The organism is Sporichthya polymorpha DSM 43042 (assembly GCF_000384115.1).
Taxonomy (GTDB): Bacteria; Actinomycetota; Actinomycetes; order Sporichthyales; family Sporichthyaceae; genus Sporichthya; species Sporichthya polymorpha.
The window spans coordinates 1,537,505-1,551,398 of record NZ_KB913029.1; the positions used below are offsets into that span (position 1 = coordinate 1,537,505).

10 protein-coding genes are annotated in these 13,894 nt (G+C 72.6%); 2 read left to right on the forward strand and 8 right to left on the reverse strand.

Features of this window, described 5'->3' with window-relative positions; all coding sequences use genetic code 11:
* Positions 1 to 4 precede the first annotated feature (4 nt).
* On the forward strand, positions 5 to 964 hold the full coding sequence (gene galE / locus SPOPO_RS0107610) for a UDP-glucose 4-epimerase GalE (protein ID WP_019874197.1): 960 nt from the start codon (positions 5 to 7) through the stop codon (positions 962 to 964).
* Between the two features lie 298 nt (positions 965 to 1,262).
* Entirely contained in the window at positions 1,263 to 2,456 is a 1,194-nt protein-coding gene (locus SPOPO_RS0107615) for a zf-HC2 domain-containing protein (RefSeq protein WP_028984590.1), read from the forward strand.
* A 6-nt stretch (positions 2,457 to 2,462) separates the two neighbouring features.
* Here SPOPO_RS0107615 and purB read toward each other — a convergent pair whose 3' ends face one another.
* The 8 genes from purB to SPOPO_RS0107655 all read right to left on the reverse strand — a co-directional run bounded on the left by purB (position 2,463) and on the right by SPOPO_RS0107655 (position 13,875).
* Positions 2,463 to 3,770 carry an adenylosuccinate lyase gene (gene purB / locus SPOPO_RS0107620; protein WP_019874198.1) on the reverse strand — a complete coding sequence of 436 codons (1,308 nt, stop codon included), beginning with the start codon at positions 3,768 to 3,770 and terminating at the stop codon, positions 2,463 to 2,465.
* 37 nt (positions 3,771 to 3,807) lie between these two features.
* A complete protein-coding gene (purD, locus tag SPOPO_RS0107625; protein ID WP_019874199.1) occupies positions 3,808 to 5,076 on the reverse strand; it encodes a phosphoribosylamine--glycine ligase in 1,269 nt (422 codons plus the stop codon).
* A gap of 23 nt (positions 5,077 to 5,099) precedes the next feature.
* Positions 5,100 to 6,398: an adenylosuccinate synthase gene (locus SPOPO_RS0107630; RefSeq protein WP_019874200.1), complete on the reverse strand. Its 1,299-nt coding sequence runs from the start codon at positions 6,396 to 6,398 to the stop codon at positions 5,100 to 5,102.
* Between the two features lie 127 nt (positions 6,399 to 6,525).
* Positions 6,526 to 9,369, reverse strand: a complete 2,844-nt coding sequence (locus SPOPO_RS28330) for a DUF3151 family protein (RefSeq protein ID WP_019874201.1) — start codon at positions 9,367 to 9,369, stop codon at positions 6,526 to 6,528.
* 229 nt (positions 9,370 to 9,598) lie between these two features.
* On the reverse strand, positions 9,599 to 10,798 hold the full coding sequence (locus SPOPO_RS35840) for a calcium-binding protein (protein WP_051098309.1): 1,200 nt from the start codon (positions 10,796 to 10,798) through the stop codon (positions 9,599 to 9,601).
* A gap of 85 nt (positions 10,799 to 10,883) precedes the next feature.
* Positions 10,884 to 11,780 carry a fructose bisphosphate aldolase gene (locus SPOPO_RS0107645; RefSeq protein ID WP_019874202.1) on the reverse strand — a complete coding sequence of 299 codons (897 nt, stop codon included), beginning with the start codon at positions 11,778 to 11,780 and terminating at the stop codon, positions 10,884 to 10,886.
* Positions 11,781 to 11,818: 38 nt separating this feature from the next.
* Entirely contained in the window at positions 11,819 to 13,195 is a 1,377-nt protein-coding gene (locus SPOPO_RS0107650; RefSeq protein WP_019874203.1) for an FAD-dependent oxidoreductase, read from the reverse strand.
* Positions 13,192 to 13,875: a TrmH family RNA methyltransferase gene (locus tag SPOPO_RS0107655; RefSeq protein WP_019874204.1), complete on the reverse strand. Its 684-nt coding sequence runs from the start codon at positions 13,873 to 13,875 to the stop codon at positions 13,192 to 13,194. The genes SPOPO_RS0107650 and SPOPO_RS0107655 overlap by 4 nt, the downstream gene beginning before the upstream one ends.
* Between the last annotated feature and the right edge of the window lie 19 nt (positions 13,876 to 13,894).

Below are 13,894 nucleotides of genomic sequence, written 5' to 3' on the forward strand. Positions count from 1 at the left end.
CGACGTGAAGCTGCTGGTCATCGGTGGCGCGGGTTACATCGGGAGTGTGGTCGTCGCGCTGCTGCTCGCGGACGGTCACGACGTCGTCGTCCTCGACGACCTCTCGACCGGCCACGCGGACGCCGTCCCCACCGGCGCCGAGCTCGTCCGGGCCCGCGTCCACGACGCCGCGGACGTCCTGGACCCCTCGTTCGACGCGGTGCTGCACTTCGCCGCGAAGTCCCTGGTCGGGGAGTCGGTCGCCCGCCCGGAGCTGTACTGGGAGAACAACGTCGTCGGCTCGCTGGCGCTGCTCGACGCGATGCGGGGCGCCGGGGTGCGCCGCCTGGTGTTCTCCTCGACCGCGGCGACCTACGGCGAGCCGGAGCGGATGCCGATCACCGAGGACACCCCGGCCCGGCCCACGAACCCGTACGGCATGACCAAGCTCACCGTCGACATGGCGATCGCCGCCGAGTGCGCCGCCCACGGGCTCGGGGCGTACAGCCTGCGGTACTTCAACGTCGCCGGGGCGTACCTCGACGGCGCGACCCCGCTGGGCGAGCGGCACGACCCCGAGACACACCTGATCCCGAACCTGCTGAAGGTCGCCACCGGCGAGAACCCCGAGGCCAAGCTCTTCGGCTCCGACTACCCCACCCGGGACGGGACCTGCGTCCGCGACTACATCCACGTCACCGACCTCGCCGACGCCCACGTCCGGGCCCTGACCCGCATCACCCCGGCCCGGCACGAGATCTGCAACCTCGGCAGCGGGTCCGGGTTCACCGTCCGGGAGGTGCTCGGCGCCGTCCGCGAGGTCACCGGCCACCCGATCCCGGCGGCGGACCACCCCCGCCGCCCCGGCGACCCCCCGACGCTGATCGCCTCCAACGCCCGGGCCCGCGAGCTGCTGGGGTGGACCCCGGTCCGCGACATCACCGCGATGGCCGCCGACGCCTGGGCCTTCGCGCAGAAGGCCTGACCCTGCTGTCAAAAAAGGGTGTCACCCTTTTTTGACCGGGGACTGCGCTGGGCCGTCCGACGGACTACGAATCGGGCGCGGCGGCACATACCGGCCGACCGTGCTGGAGTTTCCCCGCCCGCGAGCGCAACAGTTGGCGAAATCGCCGGACGGCGCGCGGGGGGCGTGCCTACTCTCAGTTATCTCGAAGGCCATCGCGCGGGGGTGCGGTCGCCGGATCTGAGGGCTCGGGGGAGCCTGCGATGTGTGGGCGGGTGGGGGTATGACAACGTCCAGGACGGGTGGTCAGGGCACTCGCGTGCCCACGGACACCGCCTTGATCAGGGCTGCGCGACGTGGCGACATCGACGCCTTCGACTCGCTCACGGACCGTCACCGAGAGGCTGCGCTCCGCCTGGTCCGCCGAACCTCGCACGGCTCGGCCGACCACCTCGTCGACGCCGCCATCACGGCGACCCGCGCCGACCTGCTCACCGGCTCCGGCCCGGCCACCGCGTTCCGCACGCACCTGCTCGACGCCGTGCGCCGCGAGCAGGGTGGGATGCGCCGCGGCCGCCGCAAGGGCGTCGAGGTCGAGTCCGGGCCGTTCCCGGCCGCCTGCGTGGCGACGACCGCGAAGGCCTTCGCCGGTCTGTCCGAGGACGCCCAGGCCGCGCTCTGGCACACCGAGGTCGAGGGCGAGCCGCTGCTGGAGACCGGCAAGCTGCTCGGCCTGGAGGCCACCGGCGTCGCCGAGCTGAGCTTCGCCGCCCGTGACACGCTCCGCGCCGCCCAGCTGCTCGAGCACCGGGCCGCGATCAGCAGCCCCGACTGCCGCTGGACGACCAACCGGCTCGGCGGCTACGCGCGCAACACCCTCTCCGCCGAGGATCACACCAAGGTCTCCGAGCACCTGGACGGCTGCGACCTGTGCGCCGGCGTCGCTCCCGCCGTTCTCGCGGTCGAGTCCGACCTCGCGCTGCTCGTCGCCACCGTCGTGCTCGGGTCGTCCGCCGAGGCCTACCTGGACCGCGAGGGCGCCGGACACACCCGCGTCGGCGGTTTCGCCGGGCTGATGCGCGACGCGGCGCGCCCCGTCGCCGTCGCGATCTCCGCGATCGCCCTGATCACCGCCGGCCTGCTCGGCACTCTCGCCTTCGCCGACGAGGAGCCGACCAAGCGCGAGGCCGCGACCCCGTCGACGTTCACCGCGATCCCGGTCGCGCCGACGAACCCGATCTCCGACGACGGCCCCTCCTCGGGGGAGGGTTCCTCCGGCCGGGAGAAGGTCCGCACCACGCCGCGGCCGACCCCCGCTCCGGTGGTCCGGACCCCGGTCCGCACCGAGCGGGTCAGCACCGTCGAGGTCTCGGACGTGAGGTCCGACCCCGTCGCGCCGGTCGTCGAGGAGGAGCCCGAGGACGACGGCCTCTCGCTCAACCTCGGCCTCACGAAGCTGAACATCAACCCCGGCGCGGGCCTGCTCGGCCTGCCGGGGATCTCCCTGGGCTGACCCCCGTCAGGCGAGCTTCTCCAGGCGCTCGAACATCGGCGCGAGGCGGGCGACGAAGCGCTCGGGACGGCAGACCTCGTCGAGGCGGGCCTCGTCGAGGGTGATGCCGGCCTCCGCGGCGCGGGTGCGCAGGGTCTCCCGGAACGGGATGCCCTCCTGCCAGGTCTGCATCGCCGCGCCCTGGACGAGGGCGTAGGCGTCCTCGCGGGAAGCACCCATCTCGACGACCTCGAGCAGGACCGTCGAGCTGTAGATCAGGCCACCGGTGAGGTCGAGGTTCGCGCGCATGCGCTCGACGTCGACGACCAGACCCGAGACCAGACGGTTCGTCAGGTGCAGCAGGTAGTCGGTCGCGGCCGCGGCGTCGGGCAGCGCGATGCGCTCGACCGAGGAGTGCGAGATGTCGCGCTCGTGCCAGAGCGGGATGCCCTCCATCACCGGCACGATCTGCGCACGCACGATGCGGGCCATGCCGCAGATGCGCTCGGAAAGGATCGGGTTCTTCTTGTGCGGCATGGCCGACGAGCCCTTCTGGCCCTTGCCGAAGGGCTCCCAGGTCTCACGGACCTCGGTGCGTTGGCCGTGCCGGACCTCGAGCGCGATCGCCTCGCAGACGGTGGCCAGGATCGCGAGCGCCGACACCCACTCGGAAATGCCGTCGCGGAGCACGACCTGCGTCGAGACGTCGGCCGGGCGCAGCCCGAGGGCGGCGGCGACGTGCGTCTCGACGGCGGGGTCGATGTTCGAGTACGTCCCGACGGCGCCGGAGATCGCCATGACGGCGACGGACTCGCGCGCGCGCCGCAGGCGGTCGCGGGAACGGGCCATGCCGAAGGCGAAGTCCGCGACGCGGTGACCCCAGACGTCGGGCTCGCCGTGGATGCCATGGGTCCGGCCGACGCGCAGGGTCTCGCGGTGCGCGAGCGCGTGATCGCGCAGCGTGGCGACGAGGGTGTCCGCCTTCTCCAGCAGGATGTCCGTCGCCTCGACGAGCTGCAGTCCGAGCGCGGTGTCGAGCAGGTCCGAGGACGTCATCCCGAAGTGCACGTAGGCCGCGGCCTCACGGGGCGTCGTGTTGTCCGCCCACGCCGAGAGGAACGCGATGACGTCGTGCTGCGTGACGTCCTCGATCGCCTTCACGGCCTCGGGGGTCGGCGGGGGCGCGTTGCGCACCGGCTCGACGACGTCGGCCGGGACAACGCCCGCCTTCGCGTGCGCCTCCAGCACCAGCGTCTCCACGTGGCACCACAGCTCGTACTTGTGCGCCTCGCTCCAGACGCGGCCCATCTCGGGCAGGGTGTACCGCTCAATCACCGGGCCATCCTCCCGTACGGCCCCCCGGACCCCGAAATCAGCCGGGGACGGTGATCTCGCCGCGTTCGGCGGCGAGGGCGATGTCGGTGCGGTGGTGGGAGCCGTCGAGAGTGAGGGCGGCGACGCCGGCGTAGGCGCGGGAGCGGGCCTGCGCGAGGTCGGACCCGGTCGCGGTGACGCACAGGACGCGGCCGCCGGCGCTGACGACCTCCCCGGCGTCGTTGCGGGCGGTACCGGCGTGGATGACGTGCACACCCGCCAGCGCGTTCGCCGCGTCGAGACCCGAGAGCGGGTCGCCGGTGCGCGGGGTGCCCGGGTAGTTGTGGGAGGCCACGACGACGGTCACCGCGGAGCCGGTGTGCCAGTTCAGCGGCTCGGCCTTGTCGAGCTCGCCGGTCGCGGCGGCGAGCAGCAGCGCGCCGAGCGGGTTGCGCAGCAGCGCGAGGACGACCTGCGTCTCCGGGTCACCGAAGCGCGCGTTGAACTCGACGACGCGCAGCCCGCGCGAGGTCAGCGCGAGACCCGCGTAGAGCAGTCCCGCGAACGGCGTCCCCCGACGGCGCATCTCGTCGACGGTCGGCTGCAGGACGCGCGCCGTCACCTGCTCGACGAGGTCGGCCGGGGCCCACGGCAGCGGCGAGTACGCGCCCATACCGCCGGTGTTGGGCCCGGAGTCGCCGTCGCCGACGCGCTTGAAGTCCTGCGCCGGCTGCAGCGGCACGACGGTCTGACCATCCGTCAGAGCGAAGAGGGAAACCTCCGGGCCGTCGAGGTACTCCTCGACGACGACCCGCCCCGCGCACGCCTTCGCGTGCGCCAGTGCCGCCTCGCGGTCGGAGGTGACGACGACACCCTTGCCGGCGGCGAGGCCGTCGTCCTTCACGACGTAGGGCGCACCGAACGCGTCGAGCGCGGCCGCCACCTCGTCGAGGTCGTCACAGACCCGCGCCATCGCGGTCGGCACCCCGGCCGCGGCCATGACGTCCTTGGCGAAGGCCTTCGACCCTTCGAGCACCGCCGCCGCGGCGGACGGCCCGAAGCAGGCGATCCCCCGCGCGCGCACCGCGTCCGCGACCCCGGCGACCAGCGGACCCTCCGGCCCGACGACGACGAGGTCGGCGTCGAGGGAGTCGGCGAGGTCAGCGACCGCGGCAGGGTCGGTCGCCGCCACCGGGTGGAGCGTCGCGAGATCCGCGATGCCCGCGTTCCCGGGTGCGCAGTGCACCGCGGTGACCGACGGGTCGTTCGACAGGGCCAGACAGAGCGCGTGCTCGCGGCCACCGCCGCCGATCACCAGAACCTTCACGGTCGGCGAGCCTAACCCGCGCGCTACTTCACCAACGAACGGATCTCGATCGTCTGGTCACGGCCGGGCCCGACGCCGATCGCCGAGATCGGGGCGCCGGACATCTCCTCGAGCGCGGCGACGTACGCCTGGGCGTTCTTCGGCAGGTCGGACAGCGACCGGGCGCCGGTGATGTCCTCGGTCCAGCCGGGGAACTCCTCGTAGACCGGCTTCGCGTGGAAGAAGTCGGTCTGGCTCATCGGCATCTCGTCGTGGCGGACACCGTCCACGTCGTAGGCGACGCAGACCGGGATCCGCTCGAGCCCGGTGAGGACGTCGAGCTTGGTGAGGAAGAAGTCGGTCAGGCCGTTGACCCGGGTCGCGTACCGGGCGATGACGGCGTCGAACCAGCCGCAGCGCCGGGCGCGACCGGTCGTGACCCCGACCTCCCCGCCGACGCGGCGGAGGAATTCCCCGCTCTCGTCGAACAGTTCGGTCGGGAACGGCCCGGAACCGACGCGGGTCGTGTACGCCTTGAGGATCCCGCAGACGCGGTCGATCCGCGTCGGGCCGATGCCCGAACCCGTGCACGCCCCACCCGCGGTCGGGTTCGACGACGTGACGAACGGATACGTCCCGTGGTCGACGTCGAGCAGCGTGCCCTGCGAGCCCTCGAGGCAGATCAGCTTGCCCTCGTCGAGCGCGTGGTTCAGCACCAGCGAGGTGTCCGCGATGTACGGGCGCAGCGCGTCCGCGAACGGCAGGAACTCCTCGATCACCTCGTCGACCGTGATCGCCCGCCGGTTGTAGATCTTGACCAGCAGGTGGTTCTTGTCGACGAGCGCGGCCTCGACCTTCTGCCGCAGGATCTTCTCGTCGAACAGGTCCTGCACGCGCACGCCGATGCGGTTGACCTTGTCGGCGTAGGTCGGGCCGATGCCGCGGCCGGTGGTGCCGATCTTGTTCTTGCCGAGGAAGCGCTCGCGCGTCTTGTCGAGCGTCGTGTGGTACGGCGTGATCAGGTGCGCGTTGCCGGAGATCAGCAGCTTCGAGGTGTCGACGCCGCGCTCCTGCAGGCCCGCGATCTCGTGCAGCAGGACGCCCGGGTCGATGACGACACCGTTGGCGATGACCGGCGTGCAGCCCGGCGTGAGGATCCCCGACGGCAGCAGGTGCAGCGCGTAGCTCTGGTCACCGATGACGACGGTGTGGCCGGCGTTGTTGCCGCCCTGGTAGCGGACGACGTAGTCGACGGGGTCGGAGCCGGCCGCGCCCAACAGGTCGGTGGCCTTGCCCTTGCCCTCGTCGCCCCACTGGGCACCGACGAGCACGATGACGGGCATGCGGTCGCGCCTCTCCGATGTCGTTTACGTGCAGGGCCCGGGCAGAACAGCGCCCCAGGCTAGTGCGAACCCGTTGCGTCCGGCCAAGTGAGGCCTATTGGCCACAGTCGGCCGGACGCAAAATGACCTAGCTGCGAGGCGCGGCGAGGGCATCCGCGGCGGCCTGGCTGCTCTCGGCCAGGAAGGAGAAGCAGCGCTGCGCCTCCGCCTCCTCGCCGATCGCGGCCGCGGCCCGGCCCAGGGCGTGCAGCGAGCGCAGGAAGCCCTGGTTGGGCTCGTGCTCCCAGGGCACCGGCCCGTGGCCGCGCCAGCCGTTGCGGCGCAGCGCGTCGAGGCCCCGGTGGTAGCCGGTGCGCGCGTACGCGTAGGACTCGACGACCGAGCCGCGGGTGTACGCCGCGTCGGCCAGCGTCGCCCACGCCCGCGAGTAGTCCGGGAAGCGGGCGGCCACCTCGGTGGCGTCGGTCCCGCTGTCCATAAGTTCGCGAGCCTCGGTCAGTTCGGGCAGCAGCGTGGCGGGGGGTCCCGCGAGCAGGTTCTCGTGCGTCGTCACGCGGCCCATTGTGCCGTTGCGGCCGGACGAGGGCGACGGCACGGCCCCGCTCCCGACGGCCGGCGCGGCCGTCGCGATCCCCGGGACCACCGGCGGCGGGGGCGTAACCGCCTCGGCCGACGCTGCCGACGAGGTTGACGCCTCCGCGGGGACGGGGGCCGCCACCGGGGTGTCCGGGATCGTGACCTCGGTCAGCGTGGCCGGGGCGGCGGCCGCCGCGGCGACGCCGACCAGCGCGGGCATTGGGACCTCGGCGAGGACGCCGTCGGGGTCGTCCTCCGGGGAGCGCCGGGCGGTCGGGACGTAGTCGGCCTTGCCCATCTTGTTCGGCCACCAGATGTGCCGGTCGAAGTCGAGGGCGAGCGCGGTGACCAGGACCGAGCGCACGATGAAGGTGTCGATGATGACGCCGACCGCGACCACGAACCCGATCTCGACCATGAACACCATCGGGATCGCGCACATCACCGCGAAGGTGCCGGCGAGGACCAGGCCCGCCGAGGTGATGACGCCGCCGGTGGCGGTGAGGCCGATGATCGCGCCCCGACGGGTGCCGTGCTGCCGCGCTTCCTCCTGGACGCGCGTCATCAGGAAGATGTTGTAGTCGATGCCGAGCGCGACGAGGAACACGAACGCCATCAGCGGCAGACCCGCGTCGGCGCCCGCGTAGTTCAGCGGCCCGGTGAAGACGAGTGAGCTCAGGCCGAACGCCGCCGCGAACGACAGGACGACCGTCGCCAGCAGCAGGAGCGGCGCGACGAGCGAGCGCAGCAACCCGATCAGGATCAGGAAGACCACGACGAGGGTGATCGGGATGACCACCTTGTTGTCGCGGCTCGACGCGTCCTGGGTGTCGAGCGAGACCGCGGTGCTGCCGCCGACGTGGGCGTTGCCCTCGTCGACCTCGTGGACCGCGTCGCGGACGCGTTCGATGGTGCGCTTCGCGGCCTTGCTGTCCGGCGGGTCCTCGAGCGTCGCCTCGATGTAGGCGAGGCCGTTCTGGACCGGGGCCTGGACGACCGAGCCCTCGACGATGCCCGGCACGCCCCCGAGGACGTCGGCCATCTCCTGGCTCTTGCCCCCGTTGCCCATGACGATGACGGGGTCACCGCTGCCGGCCGGGAAGTGCGCCTGCAGCGCGCGGGCGCCGACCACCGAGTCCTGGGTGTTGGTGAAGCTGTCCTCGAACGCCAGGCCGCTGGCCGACAGCTGCGTGACGCCGAGCGCGAGCGCGCCCAGCGCGAGCGAGGTGCCGATCCAGATCGGGCGGGGCCTGGACGCGACGACGTTCGCGACCTTCGCCCAGATGCCGCGCTCGGACGGGTCCTCGGTGCCGAAGTTCGGGTGGGTCGGCCAGAACATCCACCGGCCGCCGAGGACGAGCAGTGCCGGGAGCAGCGTCATCATCACGCAGAGGCCGACGCCGATGCTGATCGCCAGCACGGGGCCCATGCTCGACGTGGAGTTCATGTCCGCGAAGGCCAGGCAGAGCATGCCGAGGATGACCGTGACGCCGCTGGCGAAAACCGCCGGGCCCGCGCGGTGCAGCGCGAACGCCATCGCCTCGTGCCGGTCGGAGTGGCGCCGCAGTTCCTCGCGGTAGCGGGCGACGAGCAGCAGGGCGTAGTCGGTCCCCGCGCCGAAGACCAGGATGGCCGCGATGATCTGCGCCTGCGCCGTCACGGTGATCGCACCACCGTCGGCAAGCAGGTAGATGATGCCGAGCGCGACCGAGAGCGCGGCCAGCGCGGACAGCACCGGGAGCAGCCACAGGATCGGGCTCCGGTACGTGATCAGCAGGATGAGAATGACGACGCACAGCGCCGCGAGCAGCACCGCGCCTTCCGTGCCTTCGAACGCGGCGGCGAAGTCACCGTTGAAGCCCGCGGGGCCGGTGACGTAGACGAGCAGACCGTCACCGGGCTGGTCGAAGGACTTGATCTCGTCGACGAAGTCGGGGAGCTTCTCCCACCCGTTGCCGGTGTCGCCCATGTCGAACGGCACGAGCATCTGCAGCGCCTGACCGTCGGGCGACTCGAACGGGCCCGTGACCTCGGCCTCGACGCCCTCGAGCTCGGCGAAGGACGCGACGTCGTTGCGCGCGCGCTCGCGGTCGGCGTCGGTGAGGCCCTCGCGGCGTTCGTAGACGACGACCGCCATGGCCTCGTTCGGGTTGTTGAAGCCCTCCATGGCCTTGTAGACCTGCGTGGACTCCGCGCTGCCCGGCAGCCAGTTGACCGCGTCGTTCTCCTGGACGTCGCCGAGCTTGCCGGCGAGCGGCCCCATGCAGGCCGCGAAGATCACCCAGAACAGGATGACGACGTACTTGGCCTTCGGCCCGCACGGAAGACGCGCGAGCTTGCCCGCGCCACTGGCCGAGCTGGTGGCAAGGCTCGTCCCCGCCGTGTCGCCGTCCATCCGGAGTCCTCCGCGCGTCTGCCCGAGGTGTCCCTGGTGTCACACTCGCTGCACCGTGCATCGTTCCAGCCCGCGCGATCGCGTCACCAGTGCTGTGAGCTTGATTCACGATTTCCTGAACGGGGCTTCAACGTCGGATTGTAGAACTGCGTTCCACCGGTCCAGAAGTTGACCAAGCCCGGGCACGACGGTCAGGACTGACGGTTTGCTCCGGCCAAACCGCAGACGGTCAGCTGCGCGTCTCGATGCCGCCACGCCACGTGGTCGAGTCGACGTCGATCCCCCGGTCCTCGCCGGCGCCGCCGTCGAGCCGGTCGCGCCCGCGGCCGCCGATCAGCAGGTCGTTGCCGCCGCCGCCGCGCAGGACGTCCGCGCCCGCGTCGCCGCAGAGGATGTCGTGGCCGCCCCCGCCGGAGATGCGGTCGTCACCGAGCCGTCCCCGGATCAGGTCGTTCGCGTTGGAGCCGGCGAGGACGTCGTCCCCGTCGGTGCCCTCCTGGAGCACCCAGCCGTCCGGCACCGGGCCGTCGGGCGCGCAGACGCGCGTGATGTCGACGCCCAGCAGGAGCTGGGTGAAGCGCAGGTGGATGATCCCGTCCGCCTGGGCGGGCGCGATGCCGAAGGTCGTGCCGGGCAGGCCGAAGCCGCTGCCGCCCCCGGCGCCGCCGGCCCGGGTCGTCAGGCCGGACGTGAGCGCGCGGGCCGCACCGCCACCACCGAAGTAGCCGGCGCCGCCGCCGGCGCCCGCACCCGTGCCGCCGATGCCCCGGGCTCCCGCCTTCGCGTCGGCGGCCCCCGCGCCGCCCGCGGTCTCGGTCGCGCCGGCCCCCGCTCCGGCGGAGCTGCCACCGAGCCCGGCCGCACCGATCGAGCCACCGCCGTGGCCCCCGTTGCTGCGCCGGTCGGGTGCCGCGCCGCCCCCGCCACCGCCGCCGGCCGCGATCAGCGGGTCGGTGGAAAGCGGGTCGGGACTGACGCTGCCCTCGCGCACGTGAATCTCGGTGCGGCCCCCGCCGCCACCGGCCCCCGTGGTACCGGCGGCGCCGCCACCGTTGATTCCGCCGTGCGCGGGCCGACCCCCGATTGCCGTGGCGTTGCCGCCACGACCGCCGACCCGCAGATCCCAGACCTCGCCCGGCTCGACGAGCAGCACCGCGTGCGCGGTGCCGCCCCGTCCGCCGAAGCTCGTGTCCGGCGGCCCGTCGCCGCCCGCTGCGCCCTGCACGTAGGCGTCGATGGAGCTGACGCCCTCCGGCACGACGAAGCGCACCGGCTTCTCGGTCGGCTTGGCGAACACGCAGAGAACGTCGAGCCCGCTGGAGGTGCACTCCCGCGGCAACTCGCGGGCCGAGGCGGGCGCGCCCGGAAGCGCGGCCACGCCGGCAGCCATCATCAGAACGACCAGCGGCGCACTGAACTGACGCTTCATCACCGAAACCTGCCCCCCGAACCGCCCCTCAGGCTCGACGGTAGGGGGTGATCAGTGCGACGCTGCGCACACTGCGCTGTTCGAGCTAATCGACCGAAGCCTCGTAGATCGCGTCGATCGCGGTGGCGAGGGTGGCGTTGAACTCCTCGTCGGTCTGGCTGTCGGAGACGCCCTCGACCAGCGCGCGGGAGAAGCTCGCGATGACGCCCGGGTTCTGCTTGAGCAGCGCGCAGGCCTCGTCGCGCGAGTAGCCGCCGGAGAGGGCGACGACGCGCTGGACGTGCGGCTCCGCGACGAGCGGGGCGTAGTAGTTCGCCTCCGTCGGGATCGTCAGCTTGAGCATGATCGGGGTGTCGGCGGAGAGCTGCTCGGCCTGCTTCTGGATGTGTTCGCGGAGCAGGACCTCGGCCTCCTGCTTGGTCGGGCTCTTGATCGAGACCTCGGGCTCGAGGATCGGCACGAGGCCGGCGGCGGCGATCTGGGCGCCGATCTCGAACTGCTGCTCGACGATCGCCGCGATGCCGTCGGGGTTCGCCTCGTGGATGACCGAGCGCATCTTCGTGCCGTAGACGCCCTTGGCGACGGCGCGGGCGAGCAGGTCGTCGAGACCCGGCATCGGCTTCATCAGCTGGACGCCGTTGGCGGTCTCCTCGAGGCCCTTGTCGACCTTGAGGAAGGGCACCACGCCGCGGGAGTTCCAGAGGTACTCGGCGGTGTCCCGGCCGTCGATCTGCCGGTCCATCGTCATCTCGAACAGGATCGCGCCCAGCACCTTCTCGCCGGTGAACGCGGGGGACTGAATGATGCGCGTGCGCATCGCGTGCATGAGGTCGAACATCTCGGCGTCGTTCGAATACCGCGACTCCTCGATGCCGTAGTCGCGCAGCGCCTTCGGCGTGCTTCCACCGCTCTGGTCCAGGGCGGCGATGAAGCCCTTGCCGTTGACGACCTTCTCCTGCATGGCCTCACGCTGGCTGCTCATGTCTCTCCCGGTGCTTCTCGGCGGTAGGGGCAGGCTATCTACCCCAGCCGTGCGGCGACCTCACGGGCAGCGAGGGTGACGGGGTCCCACAGCGGCGAGAACGGCGGGGCGTAGGAGAGGTCGACGTCGGAGAGCTCGTCCGCGCTCAGCCCGCACCAGACCGCGGTGGCGATCACGTCGATGCGCTTCGCGGCGCCCTCGTTGCGGCCGACGATCTGCCCGCCGAGGATCCGGCCGGTGCCGCGCTCGGCGATCAGCTTCACCCGGATCGGCCCGGCGTCGGGCATGTAGCCGGCCCGGGTCGTGGACTCCACCGTCGCGGCGACGGCGTCGAACCCGGCGGCGGCGGCGGCCTTCTCCCCCAGGCCGGTGCGCCCGATCTCCAGCGCGCACACCTTGGTGACCGCGGTGCCGATGACGCCCGGGAAGCGCGCCTCCCGCCCGGCGAGGTTGGCACCGATCACCCGGCCGTGCCGGTTCGCGTGGGTACCGAGCGCGACCGTGACGTACCTGTCGGCGATCCGGTCATGGACCTCGACGCAGTCCCCGCCCGCCCAGATGCGCCCGGCGGCGGGGTGGTCGCCGCCGACCCGCTGCCGGTCGTCGGTGCGGAGTCCGCCCGCGTCGCCGATCGGCAGACCGGCGTCCTTCGCCAGCCCGACGGCGGGCTTGGCCCCCAGGCCGCACACGACGAGGTCCGCGGCGAACGTCCCGTCGCCGGTCACGACCCCGGTGACCCGGCTTCGCCCGGGGCCGGTGGGGGACGTCTCGAACGCCTCGACCTCGACGCCGGTGCGCAGCGCGATGCCCTCGCCCTCCATCGCCGCGCGGACGTGGACGCCGAGGTCCGCGTCGAGCGTGCCCATGGGCTGCTCGCCGCGGTCGAGCACGGTGACCTCAAGGCCCTGGCGCAGCAGCGCCTCCGCCATCTCGATGCCGATGTAGCCCGCGCCGACGACCACGGCCCGCTCCGCCCCGGAGGCGACGGCGTCGAGGATCGCCTGCCCGTCCGGGATCCGCTGGACCGACAGCACGCCCGCCGCGTCGTGGCCCGGAACCGTCAGCTTGGCCGGCTCTGCCCCGGTCGCGAGGACCAGGTGGTCCCAGCCGACCGTCGTCTCGGATCCACCGGCCTCGCGCACCGTGACCGTGCCCGCGGCCGGGTCGATGCCGACCACCTCGGTCCGCAGGCGGACGTCGATGCCGCGGCGGCGGTGCTCCTCCGGGCTGCGGGCGACGAGGTCGGACCAGTGCGCGACGTCGCCCGCGACCCAGTACGGGATGCCGCAGGCGGAGTAGGAGGTGTGCTCGCCCCGCTCGAAGGCGATCACCTCGAGGTCCTCGCGGGCCCGCTTGGCGGCCGAGGCCGCGCTCATGCCGGCGGCGTCGCCGCCGACGACCACGACCCGCGTCATCCGTCCACCTCCGCTGGGACGTCCTGCCCCGGTTCCTGCCCGAACACGTGCCGGCGCACCCACGCGTGCATGGCGATCGCCGACGCCGCGCCCGCGTTGATCGACCGCGTCGACCCGAACTGGGCGATCGAGAGGACCGCCTCGCAGCGGGCGTGCGCGGCCGCGGACAGGCCCGGGCCCTCCTGGCCGAACAGCAGCACACACGCCCGCGGGAGCGGGTACGTCTCCAGCGGGACCGCGCCCGGCAGGTTGTCCACGCCGATCAGCGGCAGGCCGGCCGCGGCGGCCCAGGCGCCCAGGGCCTCGACGTCCGGGTGGTGCCGGACGTGCTGGTAGCGGTCGGTGACCATCGCGCCGCGGCGGTTCCACCGCCGGTGCCCGACGATGTGGACCTCCGCCGCCAGGAACGCGTTCGCGGTCCGCACGACCGAGCCGATGTTGAAGTCGTGCTGCCAGTTCTCGATCGCGACGTGGAACGTGTGCCGCCGGGTGTCCAGGTCGGCGACGACGGCCTCGCGGCGCCAGTAGCGGTACCGGTCGACGACGTTGCGCCGGTCGCCGTTCGCCAGCAGCTCCGGATCCAGTCGCGGGTCCTGTGGCCAGGGCTCGGGGTGCGGGCCGACACCGACGTCCGGAGCGAGGTCCAGCGCGTCCTCGGCAGCGCTCCCGTCCTCCGACACGGAGCGAGACTAGGGCCCC

Coding starts and splice junctions, on each gene's coding strand:
- SPOPO_RS0107630 (WP_019874200.1), bottom strand. CDS start 6,398: ATGCCCGTCATCGTGCTCGTCGGTGCCCAGTGGGGCGACGAGGGCAAG.
- SPOPO_RS28330 (WP_019874201.1), bottom strand. CDS start 9,369: ATGGACGGCGACACGGCGGGGACGAGCCTTGCCACCAGCTCGGCCAGT.
- SPOPO_RS35840 (WP_051098309.1), bottom strand. CDS start 10,798: ATGAAGCGTCAGTTCAGTGCGCCGCTGGTCGTTCTGATGATGGCTGCC.
- SPOPO_RS0107645 (WP_019874202.1), bottom strand. CDS start 11,780: ATGAGCAGCCAGCGTGAGGCCATGCAGGAGAAGGTCGTCAACGGCAAG.
- SPOPO_RS0107650 (WP_019874203.1), bottom strand. CDS start 13,195: ATGACGCGGGTCGTGGTCGTCGGCGGCGACGCCGCCGGCATGAGCGCG.